The organism is Pseudoxanthomonas sp. GW2 (assembly GCF_000283075.1).
In the GTDB taxonomy this organism is placed as follows: domain Bacteria; phylum Pseudomonadota; class Gammaproteobacteria; order Xanthomonadales; family Xanthomonadaceae; genus Pseudoxanthomonas.
Genome location: NZ_ALIP01000129.1, coordinates 1 through 21,545, shown reverse-complemented (window position 1 = coordinate 21,545; position 21,545 = coordinate 1). Strand labels below are relative to the sequence as shown.

Sequence of the window (21,545 nt, the reverse complement as noted above, 5' to 3'; positions counted from 1 at the left end):
TCGCGCATCATGGACACGGTTTCCAGGAAGACGGACGGCATGCGCAGGCCCACCATCAAGGACGTCGCGGAACGGGCGAAGGTCTCGCTCAAGACCGTGTCGCGGGTCATCAACAACGAGCCTTCGGTGATGCAGGCGACCCGCTCGCGGGTGCTGGCGGCGATCGCCGAGCTGGACTACGAGCCGGACGCCACCGCGCGCAACCTGCGCAGCGGCACCCCGTTCGTGATCGGGCTGGTGTACGACAACCCCAACCCGTACCACATCATCGCGGTGCAGAACGGCGTGCTGGCGGCCTGCCGCGAGACCGGCTTCGGCCTGCAGATCCATCCGTGCGACTCGACCTCGCCGCTGCTGGCCGAGGAGCTGGCCGAGCTGGTGCAGCGCTCGCGCCTGGCCGGGCTGGTGCTGACCGCGCCGATGTCGGAGCGGCCGGACCTGGTGGCGGCGCTGGTGGCGCGCGGCATCCGCGTGGTGCGGATCATCGCCGCCACCGAGGACCCTGGCGATGGTCCCTGCGTGCATATCGACGACCGCGACGCCGCCTACGAGATCACCGAGCACCTGATCCAGCTTGGCCACCAGCGCATCGGCTTCCTCTGGGGCGGGCCGCAGCACCGCTCCTCGGCCGAGCGCTACGCCGGCTACGAGGCCGCGCTCAACGACTACGGCATCACCCTGGACAAGCACCTGGTGATTCCGGGCGACTACACCTTCGACGACGGTTTCCGCGGCGCGCGCCGGCTGCTGGCGCTGCGCGAGCCACCCACGGCGATCTTCGGCTCCAACGACGAGATCGCCGCCGGCGTGCTGGCCGCGGCCAAGTCGGTGGGGCTCAACGTGCCCTACGACCTGTCGATCGCCGGATTCGAGGACAGCCCGTTCTCGCGCCAGTCCTGGCCGGCGCTGACCACCGCCAAGCAGGCCACCGAGGACATCGCCCGCCATGCCGCGCGGCTGCTGATCGGCAGCCTGCGCCAGGACGCGTACGCCGAACACCCGCTGGGCCTGTCCAACCAGGGCTTCGTGCCGCAGCTGGTGGTGCGCGGCTCCACCGGCCCGGCGCCGCTGCCGCGCGCCCGCGCCGCTTCGCCATCCTCCGACGAGGCCTGAACCCGCCATGGCCCTGCCCGCGCAAGACCAGACCCTGATGTTCCGCGAGGCCGCGCAGGCGGCCGAGGTGGTGGCCGCGCAGCTGCGCCGCAACCACGATGCCGTGGCCGCGCTGGCTGCGCGCCTGCGCGCGGACACGCCGCCGTTCGTGGCCACCTGCGCGCGCGGCAGCTCCGACCATGCCGCCACCTACGCCAAGTACCTGGTGGAGACCCGGCTGGGCGTGGTGACTGCCTCGCTGTCGCCCTCGGTGGGCTCGGTCTACGCCGCGCCACTGCGGCTGCGCGGCGCGTTGTTCCTGGCGATCTCGCAGTCCGGGCGCAGCCCGGACCTGCTGCGCAACGCCGAGGCCGCGCGCGCGGCCGGCGCCTGCGTGGTGGCGCTGGTCAACGTCGAGGATTCGCCGCTGGCTCGGCTGGCCGACGCGGTGCTGCCGCTGGGCGCCGGGCCGGAGCGCAGCGTGGCGGCGACCAAGAGCTACCTGGCCTCGCTGGCGGCCATCGCCCAGCTGGTCGCGCACTGGAGCCAGGACGCGGCCCTGCTGCGCGCGCTCGAGGCGCTGCCGGACGCGCTCGCGGAGGCGTGGGCGCAGGACTGGTCGCCGCTGGTCGATGGCCTGGCCGATGCGCACAACCTGTTCGTGCTCGGCCGCGGCCTGGGCCTGGCCGGGGCCCAGGAAGCGGCGCTCAAGTTCAAGGAAACCTGCGGCCTGCATGCGGAGGCCTACAGCTCGGCCGAGGTGCGGCACGGGCCGATGGCGCTGGTCGGCCCGGGCTTCCCGGTGCTGGCCTTCGCCCAGCCCGACGCCACCGGCGCCGATGCCGGATCGGCCGCCGCGCAGTTCCATGCGCGCGGCGCACAGGTCTGGCTGGCCGCCGCCGATGCCAGCGCCGGCGGCGCCGGCACGGCGCTGCCGCTGGCCGCCGCGCCGGACCCGGCGCTGGCGCCGCTGCTGGCGGTGCAGAGCTTCTACCGTGCGGTCAACGCGCTGGCGCTGCGGCGCGGGCACAACCCGGACCTGCCGCCGCACCTCAACAAGGTCACGGAGACGGTGTGATGGCCACCCAGGCCCTGGTGAACGGCCGCGTCCTGCTGGACGACGGCTTCCATGACGACGTGGCGGTGCTGGTCGACGGCAGCGGCCGCATCCAGGCGCTGGTGCCCGAGGGCCAGGCGCGGATCAAGGCCGGCAAGGTGCGCGACCTCGGCGGCGGCTGGCTGCTGCCGGGCTTCATCGACGTGCAGGTCAACGGTGGCGGCGGCGTGCTGTTCAACAACGACACCCGTCCCGAGGCGATCGACGCCATCGGCCGCGCGCACCGCCGCTACGGCACCACCAGCTTCCTGCCGACCCTGATCAGCGACACCGCCGAGGTGATGGAGCGCGCCATCGCCGGCACCCGCGCGGCGATCGCCGCCGGCGTGCCCGGGGTACTGGGCATCCACCTGGAAGGCCCCTACCTGGCGCCGGCGCGCAAGGGCACGCACGACGCCAGCCGCTTCCGCGTGCCGGACGCGGCCGAACTGGCCATGGCCACCTCGCTGGACAACGGCATCACCCTGGTCACCCTGGCGCCGGAGCAGGTGCCGGCCGACACCATCCGCGCCATGGTCGCGCGCGGGGCCATCGTCTGCGCCGGGCATACCGCCGGCACCTACGAGCAGGTCCGTGCCGGGCTGGAGGCCGGGGTGCGCGGCTTCACCCACCTGTACAACGCGATGTCGCCGCTGCAGGGGCGCGAGCCGGGCACGGTCGGCGCCGCGCTGGAAAGCCGCGAGGCCTACTGCGGGGTCATCGTCGACGGCGTGCACGTGCATCCGGCCAGCCTGCGCGTGGCGCTGGCGGCCAAGCCGCGCGGCACCCTGTTCCTGGTCACCGATGCGATGCCGATGGTCGGCTCCGACGATCCCTCGTTCGAGCTGTACGGCGAAACCATCACTGCGGTGGATGGCGTGGTGCGCAACGCCGCCGGCGCACTGGCGGGCTCGGCCCTGGACATGGCCACCGCGGTGCGCAACACGGTGCGGCTGCTGGGCCTGCCGCTGGAGGAGGCGGCGCGCATGGCCTCGACCTACCCGGCGCGCTTCCTTGGCGTGGATTCGCGGCTGGGCCGGATCGCGCCGGGCTGGCAGGCCGACCTGGTGCTGCTGGACGAGGCGCTGCAGGTGCAGGCGACCTGGGTCGCAGGCGCCGCTTCGGACGCCTGAGCGTCGCGGGGAGCCACGATGGCCCTGGCGCTGGTTTCCCGGTGAGTTCCATGGCGCACGCGGGCGTGCAACGCCTGGCCTCGGTCGATGCCCTGCGCGGGCTGACCGTGGCGGCGATGCTGCTGGTCAACAACCCCGGCGACTGGGGCCACGTGTATGCCCCGCTGCTGCACGCAGACTGGCAGGGCTGCACGCCGACCGACCTGGTGTTCCCGTTCTTCCTGGCGATCGTCGGGGTTTCCATCGCGCTGGGCGTGGTGCCGCGCGCGGAGGCTGGCGGCGACCGCGCCGTGCTGATGCGCGCGGTGGCGGTGCGCGCGCTGCGCATCCTCGGCCTGGGCCTGCTGCTGCACCTGCTGGCCTGGTGGTGGCTGGACCTGCCGCATTACCGGCCGTGGGGCGTGCTGCAGCGGATCGGCCTGTGCTTCCTCGCCGCCGGCGCGGCGGCGCTGTACCTGCGGCCGCGCGGGCAGTGGCTGCTGCTGGCGGGCCTGCTCGCCGGCTGGTGGGCGTTGCTGCGCGCCGGCGGCAGCCTGGAGCCTTACGCCAACATCGCCAGCCGCATCGACGATGCGCTGCTGGGTCCATGGCTGTACCAGCACGACGCCGCCGGCCGCGGCCATGATCCGGAAGGCCTGCCCACCACCCTTGGCGCGCTGGCCACGACCCTCCTGGGCCTGCGTGCCGGCGACTGGCTGCGCCACGGCCAGCTGCGGCGGCTGGCGGGCGCCGCTGTTCTGGCGCTGCTGCTGGGCCTGGCCTGCACGCCATGGATGCCCTGGAACAAGAACCTGTGGACGCCGTCCTACGTGGCGTGGAGCGGCGGCTGGGCGCTGCTGGCGCTGGTGGTGGCGCACGCACTGGTGGACCTGCGCGGCTGGCCGGCGCTGGGCCGCGCGTTCGGGGTCAATGCGATCGCCGCCTACGCGGGTTCGGCGGTGATGGTCTACGCGCTGGCCGGGCGCGGCTGGTGGGAGCCGGTCTACCGCGGCGTCTTTGCCGGATGGATGACGCCGCGCTTCGGGCCGTACCTGCCGTCGCTGGCGTTCGCCCTGGCCTTCGTCGGCCTGTGGTGGCTGCTGGTGCGCTGGATGGACCGGCGCGGCTGGTACCTGAAGATCTGAGCCGCCAGCTAGGCGTGGCAACGCGCGGCGCGCGCCAGCAGCAGGCCGCGCTCGCGGGCGTTGCCGGTCATCGCCGCGGCGCGCTCGAACTCGGCGCGCGCCTCGTGCAGGCGGCCGAGCCGGAACAGCAGGTCGCCGCGCACGCTGGGCAGCGGGTGGTAGCTGGACAGCTTGGGCTCGTCCAGCAGCGCATCGACCAGCGGCAGCGCCGCTTCCGGGCCGGCGGCCATCGACACCGCCACCGCACGGTTGAGTTCGACCACCGGCGACTGGGTCAGCCGCGCCAGCGCGTCGTACAGCGCCACGATCCGGTTCCAGGCGGTGTCCTCCGGCGCCAGGGCGCGGGTATGGCAGGCCGCGATCGCCGCCTGCAGCGCGTAGAAGCCCGCGCCGCCGCCCAGCCGCTGCGCGCGCTCGAGCGCCTCCAGGCCGCGCCCGATCAGCAGCCGGTCCCAGCGCGAGCGGTCCTGCTGCAGCAGCAGGACGGGCTCGCCGTCCGGGCCGGTGCGCGCGTGCAGGCGCGAGGCCTGCAGTTCCATCAGCGCGACCAGGCCATGCACCTCCGGTTCCTCCGGCATCAGCCCGGCCAGCACCCGGCCCAGGCGCATGGCCTCCTCGCACAGCGCCGGGCGCATCCAGTCGTCGCCGCTGCTGGCGGCGTAGCCTTCGTTGAACACCAGGTAGATCACCCCCAGCACCGCCGACAGCCGCTCCGGCAACTCCTCGCGGCGCGGGATCTCGAACGGCACCCCGGCCTCGGCCAGGGCGCGCTTGGCGCGCACGATGCGCTGGGCGATGGTGGCCTCGTTGGCCAGGAACGCGCGTGCGATCTCGCCGGTCTCCAGGCCGCCGAGCAGGCGCAGGGTCAGGGCCACGCGCGAGTCCTGCGGCAGCACCGGGTGGCAGGCGATGAACATCAGCCGCAGCACGTCGTCGCCGACGGTGTCGTCCAGCAGGTGCTCCGCGCGCGCGGCCACGTCCTCCTGCAGCTGCTCCAGCTCCCAGGCCACCTGCACGTGCTTCTCCTCGCGCAGCTTCAGGTGGCGCAGGCGGTCGATGGCGCGGTTGCGCGCGGTGGTCATCAGCCAGGCCCCGGGATTGTCCGGCACGCCGTCGGCCGGCCACTTCTCCAGCGCCGCCACCAGCGCGTCCTGGGCCAGCTCCTCGGCCAGGCCGACGTCGCGCACGAGCCGGGTCAGGCCGCCGATCACGCGCGCCGATTCCATCCGCCAGACGGCGTCGATGGTGCGGGCGATGTCGACCTGGTGCGGGTGCGGACTCATGCGCGGTGGATCACACCACCGCGCGCGGCGCGGAGCAAGCCGTGATGCGCATCGCATTGCGGCGCCCGGCCCTGGGGCCGGCGGCCGGACCGGCGGGAAGCGGCCATGGCCGGCGCGTGCCCCGGGCAGCCCGGGCAAGGCCGCCGCGCGCGGTGCCACCACGCGGCATGCACGCCATGCATGCGATCAGGAAGCTCCGGATCACGGGAAGCGGAGGCGGTGGTGGACGCCAGGCTGCTCGCACGGCGGTACCGCGATTACATTGCCTGCCTGAACGCGCGCGACTGGGACGCGCTGGGCCGGTTCGTCGATGCGGCCGTGGAGCACAACGGCAGGGCCCTGGGCCTGGCCGGCTACCGCCGGATGCTGGAGCAGGACGTGGCGGCGATCCCGGACCTGCAGTACGCGGTCGAACTGCTGGTGGCTGAGCCGCCGCGGCTTGCCGCGCGCCTGGATTTCCACTGCACGCCGCGGGGCCGCTTCCTCGGCCTGGACGCAGGCGGCCGGCGGATCCGCTTCGCCGAGCACGCGTTCTACGAATTCGCCGGCGAGCGCATCGCGCGGGTGTGGTCGGTGATCGACAAGGCGTCGATCGAGGCGCAGCTGGAGCCGGGAGCCGGCCGGTAGCGGCATGCGTCGCGGAACCGCGCGCGCCTGCCGGCTAGACTCGGCCATCGATCGCCGGAGGACGCGGGCATGCGGCAGTCGCTGGGCCTGGTATCGCTGGTCGTGCGCGAATACGACGAGGCGATCGCGTTCTTCGTCGGCACGCTGGGCTTCCGCCTGGTCGAGGACAGCTGCGTGCCGGAGCAGGGCAAGCGCTGGGTAGTGGTGGCGCCGCCGGGCGCGGACGCGGGCCAGCTGCTGCTGGCGCGCGCGTCCACCCTGGAGCAACGGGCGCGGATCGGCGCGCAGGCCGGCGGGCGCGTGTTCCTGTTCCTGTATACCGACGACTTCTGGCGCGATTGCCACGCCTACCGCGCCAGGGGCGTGGTGTTCGTGCGCGCGCCAAGGACCAGGCCCTACGGCACGGTGGCGGTGTTCCGCGACCTGTACGGCAACCTGTGGGACCTGCTGCAGCCTTCGCCGGCGCCGCGCGCCGCCGGCGATCCGCCCACGTGACCGCGGAGGAGATGCCATGACCCGTCGCCATGCCTCATGCAGCTGCGGCCAGCTGGCCCTGACCGCCGAAGGCGAACCGCTGCGCGTGTCGGTCTGCCACTGCCTGGAATGCCAGCGGCGCTCCGGCAGCGTGTTCGCGGTGCAGGCCAGGTTCCCGGCCGACGCGGTGGCGATCCGCGGCCAGGCCAGTGCCTACGCGCGCACCGGCGACGAAGGCACCTCGTGCACCTTCCATTTCTGCCCGCGCTGCGGCACCACCGTGTACTTCGTACCCGATGCGATCCCGGGCGTGGTGAGCGTCCCGGTGGGCGTGTTCGCCGATCCCGGCTTCCCGCCACCGCGCGTATCCGTGTACGAGGCGCGCAGGCACGCCTGGGTGCGCCTGTCCGGGGACATCGAGCACATCGACTGACCCGCGCTGCGCCGACCGGCGTCAGCGCCCGCCGTGGCCCGGTTCCCAGGGCGGATCGGCGAAGCGCTCGGCGAGGAAGTCGACGAACGCGCGCACCCGCGGCGGCACCAGGCGGCGTTGCGGCATCACCGCGTGGATGCCGGTGGCCGCGATCGGGTAATCGGCCAGCAGCTGCACCAGCCGGCCCCGGCGCAGGTCCTCGCAGACCTGCCAGGTCGAGTGCATGGCGATGCCCAGGCCGGCCAGCGAGGCGTCGTGCAGGGCCTCGCCGTAGTTGCTTTCCAGGCGGCCGCGCACGCGCACCACGATTTCGCCGCCGCGGCCGTCGCCGAACCGCCACACGTCCTGGCGGCCGTGGCGGCCCACCAGCAGCAGGCAGTCGTGCGCGGCCAGTTCCTGCGGCGTGCGCGGGGTGCCGCGGCGGTGCAGGTAGGCGGGTGCGGCGCACAGCACCCGCCGGTTCTCGGCCAGCCGCCGCGCGACCAGGCTGGAATCGCCCAGCTCGCCGATCCGCACCGCCAGGTCGAAGCCGTCGCTGACCAGGTCGCGCAGCTGGTCGTTGAGGTCCAGGCGCAGGGTCAGCTTCGGGTGCCGGGCCAGGAACTCCGGCAGCAGCGGCGAGATGTACTCGCGTCCGAACGAGGCCGAGGCGGTCACCCGCAGGGTGCCGGCGACCTCGGTGCCGGCCTGGCGCAGGCCCCCGGCCAGGGCCTCCAGGTCCTCGACCAGCGGACGGCCCTGCTCGGCCAGGGCCATGCCTTCGGGCGTGGGGTGCAGCCGGCGCGTGGTCCGGTGCAGCAGGCGCACGCCCAGTTCCGATTCCAGGCGCTTGAGGCGCTGGCTGGCCACCGCCACCGACAGGTCGAGGCTGCGCGCGGCCGCCGAGATCGAGCCGAGGTCGAGCACGCGCAGGAACAGGGTGATGTCGCCGATGCGGTCCACGGTCGTGGCGGGGCGGAAGGCCGCTCCACGGTTGCGCCGGTCGCGGCGATTGTCAACGGTCCGTTGAAAGTGCTTGCCGGATTGCGTGGTTCTTGCGGAAGCCGGACGCGCCTAGCCTGCGTCCGTCATCCCGATTCCGGAGGCTTCCGTGACTGCCACTTCCTCCCAGGGGCGCCTGCCGCTTGCCCTCTACGCCCTGACCGCCGGCTCGTTCGGCATCGGCTGCGCCGAGTTCGTGATCATGGGCCTGCTGCTGCAGGTCGCCGCCGACATGCAGGTCACCATCGCCGCCGCAGGACTGCTGGTGACCGGCTATGCGCTGGGCGTGACCGTCGGCGCACCGGCGCTGACCCTGCTGACCCGGCGCATGCCGCGCAAGGCGGTGCTGCTGGCGCTGATGGCGATCTACAGCGCCGGCAACCTCGCCTGCACGCTGGCGCCGGACTACGCCACGCTGATGGCCGCGCGCGTGCTCACCTCGCTGACCCACGGCACGTTCTTCGGCGTCGGCGCGGTGGTGGCCACCGGGCTGGTGCCGGAAGCGCGCAAGGCCTCGGCAATCTCGGTCATGTTTTCCGGCCTGACCCTGGCCACCCTGCTGGGCATGCCGGCCGGGGCCTGGCTGGGCCTGCACTTCGGTTGGCGCTCCACGTTCTGGGCGATGGTCGTGGTGGGGCTGGCCTCGCTGCTGGTGATCGCCGCGCTGGTGCCGCGCAGCCGCGGCGGCGATACGCCGGTGCCGCTGCGCGCCGAACTGGCCACCATCGCGCGTCCGCAGGTACTGCTGGGGTTGCTGACCACCATGCTCGGCTTCACCGGCGTGTTCGTGGTGATCACCTACGTGCAGCCGCTGCTGACCCGGGTGGCCGGCTTCGGCGAGGGTGCGGTGTCGCCGGTGCTGCTGCTGTTCGGCGCCGGCATGGTGGTCGGCAACCTGCTGGGCGGCCGCCTGGCCGACCGCCATCCGGTGCCGGCGCTGCTGGGAACGCTGCTGGCACTGGCGGTGGTGCTGGCCGGCATGGCCGTGGCGGTGCGCGCGCCGGCGGCGATGGTCCTGGCCGTGGCCCTGCTGGGCGTGGCCGCGTTCGCCACCGTCCCGCCGCTGCAGCTGCGCGTGCTGCGCCATGCCGCCGGCGCCGGACAGAACCTGGCCTCGAGCTTCAACATCGCCGCGTTCAACCTCGGCAACGCCGCCGGCGCCTGGCTGGGCGGGGTCGCGATCGAGCGCGGTCCCGGCCTGCCGGCGCTGCCGTGGCTGGCCTCGATCGTGACCCTTGCCGGCCTGGCGGTGGCGGCCTGGAGCGTGCGCCTGGAGCGGCGCGAAGCGCATGCCGCCAGTGCGCCTGCAGGCGGCATGCCCGAACGCTGCTGATCCGTTTCCCCTGCCACGGAGAACCCGCATGCAATCCCTCAGCCCGACCCGCTTTTCCGCCCCGATCCGCCGCCTTGCCGCGCTGCTGCTGGCCGTGGCGGTCGCCGTACCACTGCAGGCACAGCCGGTGCAGCCGGCATGGATCGCGACCTGGACCGCCAGCCCGCAGCCGCGCTGGGATGGCGACTTCGCCCTGCCGAGCAATCTTCCGTTCCAGTTCTTCGACCAGACCGTGCGCCAGGTGGCGCGGGTGAGCATCGGCGGGCCGCGGGTGCGGGTGGTGCTGTCCAACGAGTACGGCACGCGGCCGCTGCGGATCGGCGCCGCGCGCATTGCCCTGGCCGGCCGCGACGGCGCCATCGTGCCCGGCAGTGACCGCGTGCTGAGCTTCGGCGGCCAGGCGGCGGCGAGCATCCCGCCCGGCGCGCCGCTGCTGAGCGATCCGGTGGAGCTGGATGTGGCGCCGCTGTCGCATGTCGCCGTCAGCCTGTACCTGCCGGAACCGACCGCGCCGTCCACCTTCCACTGGGACGCGCGCCAGACCGCGTGGGTCGGCGCCGGCAACCAGGCCGGCGCGACGCGCATCGCCGCCGACGCGACCCTGGACACGCGCGTGTTCCTGCGCGACGTGCTGGTGGAGGCGGCGCCGGGCACGCGCGCGGTGGTCGCGTTCGGTGACTCGATCACCGACGGCAACATGGCCAGCATCGACGCCGATGCGCGCTGGCCCGACGTGCTGGCCGCGCGCCTGGCGCCGCAGGGCGTGGCCGTGCTCAACGCCGGCATCTCCGGCGCGCGCGTGCTGCGCGACCGCATGGGCGACAACGCCCTGGCCCGGTTCGAGCGCGACGTGCTGGCGCAGCCGGGCGTGGCCGCGGTGGTGCTGCTGATGGGCATCAACGACATCGGCTGGCAGGACACCCCGCTCGGGCCTGGCGAGCGCTCCGCGGATGCGGAGGAACTGATCGCCGGCTACCGCCAGCTGATCGCGTGGGCCCGCGCCCGCGGCGTGCGCATCGTCGGCGGCACGCTGACCCCGTTCGAGGGCGCGCTGGAGCAGACCCCGCAGCACGGCTACCACAGCGCCGCCAAGGAACGCATCCGCCAGCAGGTCAACGCCTGGATCCGCGACGGCGGCGAGTTCGACGCGGTGCTCGACTTCGACGCGCTGCTGCGCGACCCCGCCCGGCCCACGCGCTTTTTGCCGGCATACGACTCCGGCGACCACCTGCATCCGGGCGATGCCGGCTACCGGGCGATGGGAGAGGCCGCGGACCTGAGGCTGCTGCTGGGCGGGGACCGGGCGCCACTGGCCGCGCCGGCGCGGCAGCGCCGGCCGCGGCGCTAACATGGCCCGCGCGCGCGGACGGCGCGTTGCGCTCGATGGAGGATGCGGTGGGCGATTTCCTGTGGGTGGGACTTGGGGGCTGCATGGGCGCGGTCGCGCGCTACGCGGTGGCCCTGGCCATGGGCCAGGCGGCGATGCAACGCTTCCCGTGGCCGACCTTCGCGGTCAACGCCGCCGGCTGCCTGGCGATCGGCCTGCTGGCGGGGCTGTCCACCCGCGTGCCGGTACCGGCGCAGCTGCGCCTGTTCCTGGTCACCGGCCTCCTCGGCGGCTTCACCACGTTCTCCGCGTTTGGCCTGGAGTCGCTGCAGCTGCTGCGCCGCGGCGAGCCCGCGCTGGCCGCGGCGTACGTGGCCGGCAGCGTGGCCGCGGGCCTGCTGGCGGTGTGGCTGGGCTGGCGCCTGGCCGGCGGCGCGCAGGCCTAGCCCGCACGCCGCCGCCGCGCACCGGCGCTCAGCCGCGGCTGGCCAGGGTCTGGCGCAGGCGTTCCTCCTGCTCGCGCAGTTCCGGGGTGAACTCCGGCCCGAAGTCCTCGGCCTCGAATACCGGCCGGATCTCGATTTCGCTGTCCTCGGGCATCGGGTTCGGGCAGCGCCGCACCCACTCGATCGCCTCCTCCATCGAGCGCACCTGCCACAGCCAGAAGCCGGCCACCAGCTCATGGGTCTCGGTGAACGGTCCGTCGGTCACCGTGCGGGTGCTGCCGGAAAAGCGCACCCGCACGCCGCGCGAGCTGGGGTGCAAACCCTCGCCGGCAAGCATCACCCCGGCCTTGACCAGTTCCTCGTTGTAGCGGCCCATGTCGGCCAGCAGCTGCCCGTCGGGCATCGCCCCGGCCTCGGAGCTTGGGGTGGCCTTCACCATCACCATCACGCGCATGTCGGTGTCCTCCTGGGTGGATGGCCGCGGCGCCCGCCGTCGCGGTCCTCGCAGCTGCGACGCATGGAGCGCGCCGGATTCGACAGCCGCCTCAGTACTCGACGATCGGCCTGAAGCCGCCCCAGAACATGCGCTGCCCGTCGAACGGCAGGGTGGCCGGGTCCATGCCGGCGATGCGCTTGTCCTCCATCACCGCGGCATCGATGCGGTCGCGGTCCTCGCGCGAGGCATAGCGGATCCAGGCGAACACCACCACCTCGTCCGGCCTGAGCTGCACCGCCTGCGGGAACGAGGTCAGCTTGCCGGGCTGCACGTCGTCGGCGACGCATTCGACGTATTCCAGCGCGCCGTGTTCCAGCCAGACCTTGCCGGCCTGTCCGGCGATCGCCCGGTAGTCCTCGATCCGGTCACGGGGCACCGGCAGCACGAAACCATCCACGTAAGCCATTGCCATTTCCTCCTCGGTTGCGCGGGGCGGCCGCCCCGCCTGGTGCGACGGATGGAAACGCGCGGATTCGACGGCGGCCGCGGTGCGCGGGCTGGCGTGGCGCTAGCCCGCGTCGCGGCGCAGGGTGCGCGCGGCGGCGATCGCCCGCACCCGCGCGCGGCGCAGGGCGGCGCCGACCTGGGGCCCGGAGATGCCCTCGGCCAGCGCCAGGTCGCGCGCGTTCACCGCCGCGGCCGCGGCATGCAGGCGCTGCAGTTCCGGACCCTGCGGATAGACGTCGTCCTCGTGGCCCAGGCGGCCGCGCTTGTCGGCCTCGCAGCACAGCGCGATGCGGGCCACCTGCGCCGGCTGGCGGAAGGCATCGCAGCGCTCCAGCAGTTCCAGCACGGTGTCGTCGCGCAGTTCGCCCAGGCGGTGCACGTTGAGGTGCTCGCGGCACACGGCCTCGGCCAGCTTGCGGTGCGCGGCCGGCACCCGCAGGCGCTCGCACAGCCGCGCCAGCGGCTTGAGCCCGGCGCCTTCGTGGCCGATATGCCGCGGCAGCACGTGCGCCGGGGTCAGCGCCTTGCCGAGGTCGTGGGCCAGCGCGGCGAAGCCGACCAGGTCGTCGCCCGGCGCCAGCCGCGCGGCCATGTCGCTGACCAGTTCCTGGTGGACGCCGGTGTCCACTTCCGGGTGGAACTCGGCGCGCTGCGGCACGCCGTACAGCGCGTCGACCTCCGGCAGCACCACCGCCAGTGCGCCGCAGGCGCGCAGGGTGGCCAGGAACGCCGACGGCCGCGCCGCGGCCAGCGCCTTGCGCAGTTCCTGCCACACCCGCTCGGCCACCAGGGTTTCCAGTTCGCCGGCGGCGACCATGGCGCGCATCAGTTCCATGGTTTCCGGGGCAACGCGGAAACCCAGCGGCGCCAGGCGCGCCATGAACCGGGCGGCGCGCAGCACCCGCAGCGGATCCTCGACGAAGGCCGGGCCGACATGGCGCAGCACGCGGTCGCGGAGGTCGCGCGCGCCACCCCAGGGATCGACCAGGCGGCCGTCGCCGGCGCGGGCGATGGCGTTGATGGTGAAGTCGCGCCGCTGCAGGTCCTCCTCCCGCGTCACCGAGGGATCGGCGTCGACCACGAAACCGCGGTGGCCGCGTCCGCTCTTGCGCTCGGTGCGCGCCAGCGCGTGCTCCTCGCCGGTTTGCGGGTGCAGGAACACCGGGAAGTCCCGTCCCACCGGCTGGAAGCCGGCTTCGAGCATCTGTTGCGGGGTGGCACCGACCACCACCCAGTCGCGGTCGCCGGGCGGCAGCCCGAGCAGTTCATCGCGGACCGCGCCGCCGACAAGATAGGTTTCCATGCGCGGCATCCTACCGTGGCCGGCCGCCGCGGCCGCCGCGCACTATTGCGCCGCGGCCGGGCAGGCGAAGCCCTTGCGCTTGCCGCTGGTGCGGCCAAGCATGCGCTCGCCCAGCGGCAGTGCGTCGCCGTTGAGGCGCCAGTCGTAGATCACGCTGAAGGCCAGCACCCGCGCCACGTAGTCGCGGGTTTCCTTGTAGCTGATGGTCTCGATCCACAGGTCCGGGTCGTGCCCCGGGCGCTGCTGCAGCCAGCGCGCGGTCGGCGTCGGCCCGGCGTTGTAGGCGGCGATGGCCTGGTAGGTGGCGCCGTACTTGTCCTCCATCTCGCGCAGGTAGGCGCTGCCGAGGGCGATGTTGACCGCCGGGTCGTACAGGCTGTCGGCGCCGGCGTAGGGCAGGCCGGTGCGGCGCGCGACCGCGGCGGCGGTGCCCGGCAGCAGCTGCATCAGCCCGCGGGCGTTGGCCGGCGAGCGTGCCTTCGGGTTGAAGATGCTCTCGGCGCGGATCTCGGCGGCGATCCAGGCCGGGTCCAGGCCGTTGCGCGCGGCCGCGGCGCGGATGTCGGCGTCGTGGTGCAGCGGGAAACGCAGTTCGTACAGGCGCAGCTCGTCGGGGGTGCGGCCCAGCGAGAACACCGCGCGGTCGAACCAGCCCTGCTCCTGGGCCAGGGCAACGGCGATGCGGCGGCGGACGTCGTCGAAGCGGCCCACGGCCTCGTTCCATTCGCGCGTGGCCCAGCCGGCCTGGTCGATGCGGTACAGCGCCAGCGCCCGCACCAGGGCCGGGTCGCGCGCCACTTCCGCGCGCAGCGCCGCCGGTTCCTCCGGTTTCCACGGGCACAGCGCGTAGGACAGGCCGAGGCGGTCGGCGGCGAGGAAACCGTGGAAGGTGGCGGTACGCGCGGCCTGCGCCAGCAGCTCGCGCGCCTGCGCGGCCTGGCCGGTCTTCTCCAGCATGCGTGCCTCGAACCACTGCCAGCGCGGATCGGCGCGCTGCTTCGGCGGCATCTTCTGCAGTGCCGCCAGCGCCGCCTTCCAGTCGCCGCGGGCCATGGCCTCGCGCACCCGCCATTCGTGCAGGCGCTCGTCGTAGGCCGCGTCCGGCACCGCCTGCAGTCGGCGCGCCGAATCCGGCAGGTAGGAAGCCACGGTCCACAACGCCACCTGGTACAGCACCTGTCCGCGCTCGGCCTCGTCCAGGCCCAGCGCCGGCGCCAGCTGCGCCAGCTGGCGCTCGGCCGCGTCCGGATCGTTGCGCGCCAGCCGCGCCAGGCCGGCGGCAGCCACCTTGCGGCTGCGCGCGTCACGCGGCCATTGCGCCGCGCGCGGGTGCGGTGCCAGCACGAAGGCGGCGTAGTCCTCGGCCAGCCCGCGCCGGGCGTGCGGCAGGCCGCGGGCGATGGCGCGCATCACGCCCGGCTGGCCGGCGGCCACCGCCAGGTCGAAGCGCTCCCAGCGCAGCGCCTCGTCCAGGCCGCCGCGCCGCTCCAGCGCCGCGATCACGGGGTCGCAGGCGTCCGGCAGCGACTCGCCGGTGCGCCAGATCGCCTGCGCCTCGCGGTTCCAGTCCGGGCCGTGGCGGCCGAGTTCGTGCAGCGCGGTCAGCCGCGCGCAGCGCAGGGCCACGTCCTCCACCGGGCGCCAGTCGGCCAGCAGGTCGGCCCACTGCTTGCGGCGCGACAGCGAGGCCAGCCACAGCGGGCGCAGCGCCGCGGCCACCGCCTGGCCGTCGTGGCGCTGCAGGAAAGCGCGGACCTCGGCCGGGTCGGCGCGGTCCAGGTCGCGCGACAGGCGCGCGTACTCGATCCAAGGCCAGCGCGGATCCGCGCGCAGGGCCGGCGAGGCCGCCACCGGCTCGCCGCGCCGGGCAGCGGCGATGGCGGCGCTCACCGCGGCATCGGCGGCGGCATCCGGCAGCGCCTGCGCCTGGGCCGCGCCGCACAGGGCGGCCAGCAGCCACAGCAGCGGCGCCAGGGCCGGGTGGTTGCGCGCGATGGACGGGAAAGCGAAGCGGGGGGTGGTGGGGGGAGACGACATGCGCTCGAATATACGCAACGCGCCTGAATGGCCGTGACGAAGCGGCCGCGCGCGGCGGCGTCCACGGCCGGCGCATCGACAGGAGCACGCCGTGTCGCCGTGGATGTACCTCGGATTCCCCCTGCTTGGCCTGGCCGCAGGCCTGCTTGCCGGCCTGCTGGGCATCGGCGGCGGGCTGGTGATCATCGCCGCGCTGGCGTGGATGCTGCCGCTGTTCGGCATCCCGCAGGAAGCGGCCATGCACGCGGCCCTGGCCAGCTCGCTGGCCAGCATCGTGCTGACCGGCCTGTCGTCGGCGCGCGCCCATGCACGCCGCGGCAGCGTGCTGTGGCCGACGGTGGCGTGGATGGTGCCGGGCCTGCTGCTGGGCGGTTGGCTCGGCAGCGGCCTGGCGGTGGCGCTGGATGATTCGGTGCTGCGCTGGGTGGTAGCGGGGTACTGCCTGCTGGCGGCCTGGCAGATCGGTTTCGGCGCCACCCGCGCGCCGGCCGACGGCAGCGAGGTGGCGCCGCCGCGCGGCTGGCCGATGACCCTGGCCGGCGGCGGCATCGGCGCGATGTCGGCGGTGGTCGGCATCGGCGGCGGCAGCATGACCGTGCCGCTGCTGGTATGGCGCGGGGTGCGCCCGGTGCGCGCGGTGGGCACGTCCAGCGCCTGCGGCGTGGCGATCGCGGTTTCCTCGGCCGCCGGCTACGCCCTGCACGCGCCGCCGGGCGCGTTGCCGCAGCACGCGTTCGGCTACGTCTACCTGCCGGCGGCCCTGGGCGTGGCCATGGCCTCGGTGCTGGCGGCGCCGCTGGGCACGCGGCTGGCGCATGCAATCAGCGGCCAGGCCTTGCGCAAGGTGTTCGCACTGTTCCTGCTGCTGGTGGGCGTGAGCGTGGCGCTGTCGGGCTGAGCGGCGATCAGCCGCCACCGCAGTCGCGGGACATGCGCGCGTCGATGCGCGCCTGTTCGGCGTCCAGCGCCTGGCGTTCGCTGGGCATCCGCCCGTGGTAGACGCGCAGGATCCCGTAGCGGCGGTCGGACAGTCGCGCGCAGACCTCTTCCTGCGGCAGGCGCTCGCACGGGTCCTGCACCCAGGTGCCGGTGGCGACCAGCGCCGTGCCCGGATGGGGCGGCCGCACCGGCGGCACCGGATCCCGGCCGGGACCCGGACGGGCCGCGGGACGCGGCGGATGCAGCCGCGGCGGCGGGGCGCGCCCTGCCACCCAGAGCGGCACCCAGCGCGGCGTGCCCTGCGGCTGGTCGCTCAGGTAGCGCTCGCCGTCGGGAGCGGTGCAGGCGTACATCGGCTCCGGGTCCTGCACCCGGACCACGTGCACGATGCTGCGTGGCGGCGGCGCGGGCTGCGCCGGGGCGGGCGGCACCGGATTGGCCCCGGGCGCGGGGTCGCGCGGACGCTCCATGGTCCGCTGTTGCTGGCGCTCGCCGCTGCCGCAGGGCTGGTTGCCGAGGCTGACCGTGCCGTCGCTGGCGGTGCAGCGGTAGATGGTGAGCGCGTCGCCGGCGGTCGCGGGCGCTGCCGCCAGCAACGGTGCCAGGCAGGCAAGCAGGGCAGTCGTGGCCCCGGCAACCGCGCCTGCGCGATGACCGTGCCCGGGCATGGGCTCATCCGCGCAGGACGGCGCCGTCGAGCGCGGCGCGGATCGGGGTGGGGCGGTCGAGGCCGCCGGTTTCCCCGCCGACCACGCCGTCGATCCCGCCCAGCAGGGCCGGATCCAGTTCGTGCCGGGCGTAGGCCGGCGGCCGTCCGGCGAGGTTGGCGCTGGTGGAGACCAGGGCTCCGCCGAAGGCCTCGCAAAGCGCCACCACCTCCGGATGCGCGCTGATGCGCACCGCCAGGCTGCGGTGGCTGCCGGTCACCCACGGCGGCGCCAGCGACGTGGCCGGGATCGCCCAGGTGTTCGGGCCGGGCCAGCTGGCGCAGACCTCGGTCATGCGCCCGGCCGGCAACTGCGCCAGGTCCAGCCACGGCCGCACCGCTTCCAGCCCGGCGGCCACCACGATCAGGCCCTTTTCCACCGGCCGCTGCTTGATCTCCAGCAGGCGCATGACCGCCGCCTGGTCGGCCGGGTCGCAGCCCAGCCCCCATACGGCTTCGGTGGGATAGGCGATCACGCCGCCGCGCCGCAGCAGGTCCACGGCCGACGCGATGTCGAGGGTGTTCTCCATGCGCGGATGGTAGTACGCGGCGGTGTGCCCGGGATGAAGCCCGGCTGGCGGGAAACGCCCCTCCGGAAAAGGACGGGCCCGCTCGCACGGGCCCGCCTGGTTGCGATCGATGCCGCCGGGCTCAGAACGGCGGGGCGTCGTCGGCCGTCGCGCGCGCGGCCTTCCTGGCCGGAGCCTTTTTTGCGGCGGTCTTGGTGGCCTTCTTGGCCGGAGCCTTCCTTGCCGCGGCCTTCTTCGCCGGCGCCTTCTTCGCCGGCGCCTTCTTGGCGGCGAAACCGCGGCGCGCGGGCTTGCCGGTCTCGGCCAGCAGCCGTTGCACTTCCTCCAGGGTCAGCGAGGACGGCTCGCGGTCCTTGGGGATCTTGCCGTTGAGCTTGCCGTCGCTGATGTACGGGCCGAAGCGGCCGTTGAGCACCTGGATGTCGCTGCCCGGGAACTCCTTGATGATCCGGTTGCGCGCGATCTCCTCCTTCTCCTCGATCAGGAACACCGCCCGCGCCAGGTCGATCTTGTACGGGTCGTCCTCCTTCTTCAGCGAGGCGTAGGTGCTGCCGCGCTTGACGAAGGGGCCGAAGCGGCCGATGCCGACGCTCACCTGCTGGCCGTTGCTCTCGCCCAGGTTGCGCGGCATGTCGAACAGCTTCAGCGCCTCCTCCAGGGTGATGGAGTAGATGCTCTGGCCCGGCTGCAGCGAGGCGAACTTCGGCTTCTCCTCGTCCTCGACCGTGCCGATCTGCACCATCGGCCCGAAGCGGCCGATGCGCGCGCTGACTTCCTTGCCGGTCCTGGGGTCCACGCCCAGCACGCGCGAGCTGCCGGCGTCGGTGCGGTCCAGCGATTCCTTCTTCTCCTCGACCAGCTCCTTGAACGGGGCCCAGAAGCGCTCCATCAGCGGCACCCACTCCTCCTCGCCGCGGGAGACGGCGTCCAGCTCGTCCTCCATGCGCGCGGTGAAGTCGTAGTCCACGTAGCGGCTGAAGTGCCCGGCCAGGAACTTGCTGACCGCGCGGCCCACGTCGGTGGGCTTGAACGCGCGGCCTTCCATCTCCGCGTACTTGCGGAACAGCAGGGTCTGGATGATCGAGGCGTAGGTCGAGGGACGGCCGATGCCGTATTCCTCCAGCGCCTTGACCAGGGCCGCTTCGGTGTAGCGCGGCGGCGGCTGGGTGAAGTGCTGGTCGGCGTGGACGCGGTCCAGCGGCACCCGCTCGCCGGGCTTGAGCGGCGGCAGCTTGCGGCCCTCGTCCTCGTCCTCGGCGGACTTCACGTCCTTGCCTTCCTCGTACACCGCCAGGAAGCCGGGGAAGACCACGGTGGTGCCGCTGGCGCGGAACACGTGCTCGCTGCCGGCGGCCAGGTCGACCGAGACGGTGTTGAGGGTGGCCGGCACCATCTGGCTGGCCACCGCGCGCTTCCACACCAGCTCGTAGAGCTTGCGCTCGTCGTCGGTGAGGAAGCGGGCGACCGAGGCCGGGGTGCGCAGCGCGGAGGTCGGGCGGATCGCCTCGTGCGCCTCCTGCGCGTTCTTGGACTTGGTCTGGTACACCACCGGCTTGTCCGGCACCGAGGCGGTGCCGTAGTCGCGGGCGATCACGTCGCGGATCTCGGCCACCGCCTCCTGGGAGAGGTTCACCGAGTCGGTACGCATGTAGGTGATCAGGCCGACCGTGCCCTCCTCGCCCAGGGTCACGCCCTCGTACAGCTTCTGCGCCACCTGCATGGTCTTGCGGGTGGTGAAGCCGAGCTTGCGCGAGGCTTCCTGCTGCAGGGTCGAGGTGGTGAACGGCGGCGCCGGGCGGCGCTTGCGCTCCTTGCTGGCCACGTCGGTGACGTGCAGGGCGCCGCCGGCGGCCTGCTGGATGCGCAGGCGCGCAGCCTCGGCCGATTCGCCGTCGGTGATGGTGAACTGCTCGAACTTCTGCCCGTCCAGCTTGACCAGCTTGGCGGCGAACGGCTGCGCCGGGTGCGCCAGCTCGGCGCCGATGCTCCAGTACTCGCGCGCCTTGAACGCCTCGATCTCCTCCTCGCGCTCGACGATCATGCGCAGCGCAGGCGACTGCACGCGGCCGGCCGACAGGCCCGGCTGCACCTTGCGCCACAGCACCGGGGAGAGGTTGAAGCCGACCAGGTAGTCCAGCGCGCGGCGCGCCTGCTGGGCGTCGACCAGCGGCGCGGCGATGGTGCGCGGCTGGTTCATCGCCTCCTTGATCGCGCGCGGGGTGATCTCGGTGAACACCACCCGGCGCAGCGGCTTGCCGTCGAGCAGGCCGCGTTCCTTCAGGATCTCGGCGATGTGCCAGCTGATCGCCTCGCCCTCGCGGTCCGGGTCGGTGGCCAGCCAGATGTCGTCGGCCGCCTTGGCCGCCTTGGCGATCGCCTCGACGTGCTTCTCGTTCTTCTCGATCAGGTCGTAGCGCATGGCAAAGCCGCGGTCCGGGTCGACCGCGCCTTCCTTGGGAACCAGGTCGCGGACGTGCCCGTAGGAGGCCAGGACGGTGAAGTCCTTGCCGAGGTACTTGTTGATCGTCTTGGCCTTGGCGGGCGACTCGACGATGAGGAGGTGCTTGGGCATGTGTGAACCAGACAAGGGCGACGGTCCTTCCGGGACCGGAACGTGCGGGACGACGCGTGAAGAACGCGTTCCCCATAGATGTCGACGCCCGGGGGCGGGACCCCCGGGCGTCGGCCAGCTTTCTTTTTATAGGTGAATCACGCCCCGGCCGGCCGTGTCAAGCCGGCCTCCGGCGCGGCTCAGGCGGCCAGCGAGGCGATCACGCCGATCATGGCCACCAGCGCGACCAGGGCGCCGACCACCAGCAGGCCACCCAGGACCAGGACCACGATGGTCAGCGTGCCCAGCTCCCGGCGCTGCCATTCCGGGTGCTCGGTGAAGGCCCACTTGTCCACCACCAGGGTGTCGCAAACCATATCGTGCAAGGCCTGCTTGCGCTGGGTGAAGGCCGCCATCAGGTAGCCGATGCACAGGATCAGGCTGCTGAGGATGGTGGCGAAGTAGCGGCCGATGCCGCGCAGCAGGCTGATGCGGCTGCCGTCGGTGCGCACGACCTTGATGCCGATGGCCATCTTGCCGGGGGTGGCGCCGCCGCGCGAGGCGTGGAAGGCGGCGTAGTAGACGGCGGTCAGCAGGATCGAGAACAGCTGCACGCCCAGGTGCATGATCGCCGTGGCGGCGCCGGAGTCGTCGGACAGGGCCAGCGGCAGCGCGAACAGGGCCAGGACCATGCCGACCAGAGTGCCGGCCACGCCGACGATCACGCTGTCGATCAGGTAGGCGGCCACGCGCTTCCAGAACCCGGCCAGCACCACCTCGCCGGCGGCCTGGGGGGCGTAGTAGCCGGTGGCCGCCGCCACCGGGGCGGCGTAGGGCGAATAGGCCTGGCTGGCCTCGGCCGTGGTCCAGGCGTGGCCGCCGTCGTGGCCGTCCGCGGTGCCGGTCCCGGGGGCGGCGGTCGGGGCCAGCGGCTCCAGTTCCAGGCGGGCCTCGGGGGCGCTCCCGTGGTGGGGGCTGGTGACCTCGGCAAGGGCCGGTCCGGCCACCTGCTCGGGCGTGGCTGGCTCCAGCACGGGCTCAGCGACGGGCGCCACGCCGGATGCGGCGGTTCCGGGGACGATCGGTTCCAGGACGGGCTCCAGCACGGGTTTCAGCACGGGTTTCAGCACGGGCTCCGCGGGCTGCCACGCGGCCGGTTCGGCCGCGACGGGCGCGGTCGCCGGCGC

Annotated in this window: 21 protein-coding genes; 11 read left to right on the top strand and 10 right to left on the bottom strand. The window is 73.6% G+C overall.

From position 1 onward, the window contains the following. Window positions 1-39 precede the first annotated feature (39 nt). The 4 genes from B351_RS0111645 to B351_RS0111630 are packed head-to-tail and all read left to right on the top strand — an operon-like array spanning window position 40 to window position 4,445. Complete coding sequence (locus tag B351_RS0111645; RefSeq protein ID WP_019399222.1) at window positions 40-1,113, top strand: LacI family DNA-binding transcriptional regulator; 1,074 nt, start codon at window positions 40-42, stop codon at window positions 1,111-1,113. 7 nt (window positions 1,114-1,120) lie between these two features. Beyond that, window positions 1,121-2,170, top strand: a complete 1,050-nt coding sequence (locus tag B351_RS0111640) for an SIS domain-containing protein (RefSeq protein ID WP_019399221.1) — start codon at window positions 1,121-1,123, stop codon at window positions 2,168-2,170. Continuing rightward, complete coding sequence (nagA, locus tag B351_RS0111635) at window positions 2,170-3,321, top strand: N-acetylglucosamine-6-phosphate deacetylase (RefSeq protein WP_019399220.1); 1,152 nt, start codon at window positions 2,170-2,172, stop codon at window positions 3,319-3,321. Before B351_RS0111640 ends, nagA begins: the two co-directional genes overlap by 1 nt. Before the next feature lie 50 nt (window positions 3,322-3,371). After that, entirely contained in the window at window positions 3,372-4,445 is a 1,074-nt protein-coding gene (locus B351_RS0111630) for an acyltransferase family protein (RefSeq protein ID WP_019399219.1), read from the top strand. Window positions 4,446-4,453: 8 nt separating this feature from the next. Here the strand turns inward: B351_RS0111630 and B351_RS0111625 are convergent, their stop codons facing one another. Then, complete coding sequence (locus tag B351_RS0111625; protein ID WP_019399218.1) at window positions 4,454-5,728, bottom strand: RNA polymerase sigma factor; 1,275 nt, start codon at window positions 5,726-5,728, stop codon at window positions 4,454-4,456. Between the two features lie 222 nt (window positions 5,729-5,950). Here B351_RS0111625 and B351_RS0111620 point away from each other — a divergent pair, with 222 nt between their 5' ends. The 3 genes from B351_RS0111620 (at window position 5,951) to B351_RS0111610 (ending at window position 7,262) form a co-directional block, all read left to right on the top strand. After that, window positions 5,951-6,355: an ester cyclase gene (locus B351_RS0111620; protein WP_037034338.1), complete on the top strand. Its 405-nt coding sequence runs from the start codon at window positions 5,951-5,953 to the stop codon at window positions 6,353-6,355. 69 nt (window positions 6,356-6,424) lie between these two features. After that, on the top strand, window positions 6,425-6,850 hold the full coding sequence (locus B351_RS0111615; RefSeq protein ID WP_019399216.1) for a VOC family protein: 426 nt from the start codon (window positions 6,425-6,427) through the stop codon (window positions 6,848-6,850). 16 nt (window positions 6,851-6,866) lie between these two features. After that, window positions 6,867-7,262 carry a GFA family protein gene (locus B351_RS0111610; protein WP_019399215.1) on the top strand — a complete coding sequence of 132 codons (396 nt, stop codon included), beginning with the start codon at window positions 6,867-6,869 and terminating at the stop codon, window positions 7,260-7,262. Window positions 7,263-7,283: 21 nt separating this feature from the next. Here B351_RS0111610 and B351_RS0111605 read toward each other — a convergent pair whose 3' ends face one another. Then, on the bottom strand, window positions 7,284-8,204 hold the full coding sequence (locus tag B351_RS0111605; protein WP_019399214.1) for a LysR family transcriptional regulator: 921 nt from the start codon (window positions 8,202-8,204) through the stop codon (window positions 7,284-7,286). Between the two features lie 148 nt (window positions 8,205-8,352). On the opposite strand from B351_RS0111605, the gene B351_RS0111600 reads away from it, so the two are divergent. The 3 genes from B351_RS0111600 to crcB are packed head-to-tail and all read left to right on the top strand — an operon-like array spanning window position 8,353 to window position 11,349. Beyond that, complete coding sequence (locus B351_RS0111600; protein ID WP_019399213.1) at window positions 8,353-9,576, top strand: MFS transporter; 1,224 nt, start codon at window positions 8,353-8,355, stop codon at window positions 9,574-9,576. Between the two features lie 28 nt (window positions 9,577-9,604). Continuing rightward, a complete protein-coding gene (locus B351_RS0111595; RefSeq protein ID WP_019399212.1) occupies window positions 9,605-10,924 on the top strand; it encodes an SGNH/GDSL hydrolase family protein in 1,320 nt (439 codons plus the stop codon). Window positions 10,925-10,971: 47 nt separating this feature from the next. Next, window positions 10,972-11,349 (top strand): fluoride efflux transporter CrcB, encoded by a 378-nt coding sequence (crcB, locus tag B351_RS0111590; RefSeq protein WP_026010643.1) that lies wholly within the window; start codon window positions 10,972-10,974, stop codon window positions 11,347-11,349. Window positions 11,350-11,377: 28 nt separating this feature from the next. On the opposite strand, the gene B351_RS0111585 is transcribed toward crcB, so the two are convergent. From B351_RS0111585 to B351_RS0111570, 4 genes are all read right to left on the bottom strand, one after another. Continuing rightward, a complete protein-coding gene (locus B351_RS0111585; RefSeq protein WP_019399210.1) occupies window positions 11,378-11,803 on the bottom strand; it encodes a YciI family protein in 426 nt (141 codons plus the stop codon). A gap of 91 nt (window positions 11,804-11,894) precedes the next feature. After that, the gene (locus B351_RS0111580) at window positions 11,895-12,251 is read right to left on the bottom strand and encodes a DUF1428 domain-containing protein (RefSeq protein WP_019399209.1); all 357 of its coding nucleotides are present in this window, start codon (window positions 12,249-12,251) and stop codon (window positions 11,895-11,897) included. A 102-nt stretch (window positions 12,252-12,353) separates the two neighbouring features. Further along, entirely contained in the window at window positions 12,354-13,595 is a 1,242-nt protein-coding gene (locus B351_RS0111575; RefSeq protein ID WP_019399208.1) for a multifunctional CCA addition/repair protein, read from the bottom strand. Between the two features lie 42 nt (window positions 13,596-13,637). Next, complete coding sequence (locus B351_RS0111570) at window positions 13,638-15,632, bottom strand: transglycosylase SLT domain-containing protein (RefSeq protein WP_019399207.1); 1,995 nt, start codon at window positions 15,630-15,632, stop codon at window positions 13,638-13,640. 91 nt (window positions 15,633-15,723) lie between these two features. Between B351_RS0111570 and B351_RS0111565 the strand changes: the two genes are divergently transcribed. Continuing rightward, window positions 15,724-16,530, top strand: coding sequence for a sulfite exporter TauE/SafE family protein (locus B351_RS0111565; RefSeq protein ID WP_232207928.1), 807 nt, complete (start codon window positions 15,724-15,726; stop codon window positions 16,528-16,530). 7 nt (window positions 16,531-16,537) lie between these two features. Here the strand turns inward: B351_RS0111565 and B351_RS0111560 are convergent, their stop codons facing one another. The 4 genes from B351_RS0111560 to B351_RS16750 all read right to left on the bottom strand — a co-directional run bounded on the left by B351_RS0111560 (window position 16,538) and on the right by B351_RS16750 (window position 21,413). Next, entirely contained in the window at window positions 16,538-17,239 is a 702-nt protein-coding gene (locus B351_RS0111560; protein WP_232207927.1) for a hypothetical protein, read from the bottom strand. Between the two features lie 4 nt (window positions 17,240-17,243). Beyond that, the gene (locus tag B351_RS0111555; protein ID WP_019399204.1) at window positions 17,244-17,807 is read right to left on the bottom strand and encodes a Sua5/YciO/YrdC/YwlC family protein; all 564 of its coding nucleotides are present in this window, start codon (window positions 17,805-17,807) and stop codon (window positions 17,244-17,246) included. Window positions 17,808-17,928: 121 nt separating this feature from the next. Then, window positions 17,929-20,379 carry a DNA topoisomerase I gene (locus B351_RS0111550; RefSeq protein ID WP_019399203.1) on the bottom strand — a complete coding sequence of 817 codons (2,451 nt, stop codon included), beginning with the start codon at window positions 20,377-20,379 and terminating at the stop codon, window positions 17,929-17,931. 179 nt (window positions 20,380-20,558) lie between these two features. Further along, the gene (locus B351_RS16750; protein ID WP_232207926.1) at window positions 20,559-21,413 is read right to left on the bottom strand and encodes an RDD family protein; all 855 of its coding nucleotides are present in this window, start codon (window positions 21,411-21,413) and stop codon (window positions 20,559-20,561) included. Window positions 21,414-21,545: the final 132 nt, after the last annotated feature.

Bases quoted from the DNA above. Each gene is read 5' to 3' on its own strand.
- B351_RS0111645 (WP_019399222.1), top strand. From the start codon at position 40: ATGCGCAGGCCCACCATCAAGGACGTCGCGGAACGGGCGAAGGTCTCG.
- B351_RS0111640 (WP_019399221.1), top strand. From the start codon at position 1,121: ATGGCCCTGCCCGCGCAAGACCAGACCCTGATGTTCCGCGAGGCCGCG.
- nagA (WP_019399220.1), top strand. From the start codon at position 2,170: ATGGCCACCCAGGCCCTGGTGAACGGCCGCGTCCTGCTGGACGACGGC.
- B351_RS0111630 (WP_019399219.1), top strand. From the start codon at position 3,372: ATGGCGCACGCGGGCGTGCAACGCCTGGCCTCGGTCGATGCCCTGCGC.
- B351_RS0111625 (WP_019399218.1), bottom strand. From the start codon at position 5,728: ATGAGTCCGCACCCGCACCAGGTCGACATCGCCCGCACCATCGACGCC.
- B351_RS0111615 (WP_019399216.1), top strand. From the start codon at position 6,425: ATGCGGCAGTCGCTGGGCCTGGTATCGCTGGTCGTGCGCGAATACGAC.
- B351_RS0111610 (WP_019399215.1), top strand. From the start codon at position 6,867: ATGACCCGTCGCCATGCCTCATGCAGCTGCGGCCAGCTGGCCCTGACC.
- B351_RS0111595 (WP_019399212.1), top strand. From the start codon at position 9,605: ATGCAATCCCTCAGCCCGACCCGCTTTTCCGCCCCGATCCGCCGCCTT.
- B351_RS0111585 (WP_019399210.1), bottom strand. From the start codon at position 11,803: ATGCGCGTGATGGTGATGGTGAAGGCCACCCCAAGCTCCGAGGCCGGG.
- B351_RS0111580 (WP_019399209.1), bottom strand. From the start codon at position 12,251: ATGGCTTACGTGGATGGTTTCGTGCTGCCGGTGCCCCGTGACCGGATC.
- B351_RS0111575 (WP_019399208.1), bottom strand. From the start codon at position 13,595: ATGGAAACCTATCTTGTCGGCGGCGCGGTCCGCGATGAACTGCTCGGG.
- B351_RS0111570 (WP_019399207.1), bottom strand. From the start codon at position 15,632: ATGTCGTCTCCCCCCACCACCCCCCGCTTCGCTTTCCCGTCCATCGCG.
- B351_RS0111560 (WP_232207927.1), bottom strand. From the start codon at position 17,239: ATGCCCGGGCACGGTCATCGCGCAGGCGCGGTTGCCGGGGCCACGACT.
- B351_RS0111555 (WP_019399204.1), bottom strand. From the start codon at position 17,807: ATGGAGAACACCCTCGACATCGCGTCGGCCGTGGACCTGCTGCGGCGC.
- B351_RS0111550 (WP_019399203.1), bottom strand. From the start codon at position 20,379: ATGCCCAAGCACCTCCTCATCGTCGAGTCGCCCGCCAAGGCCAAGACG.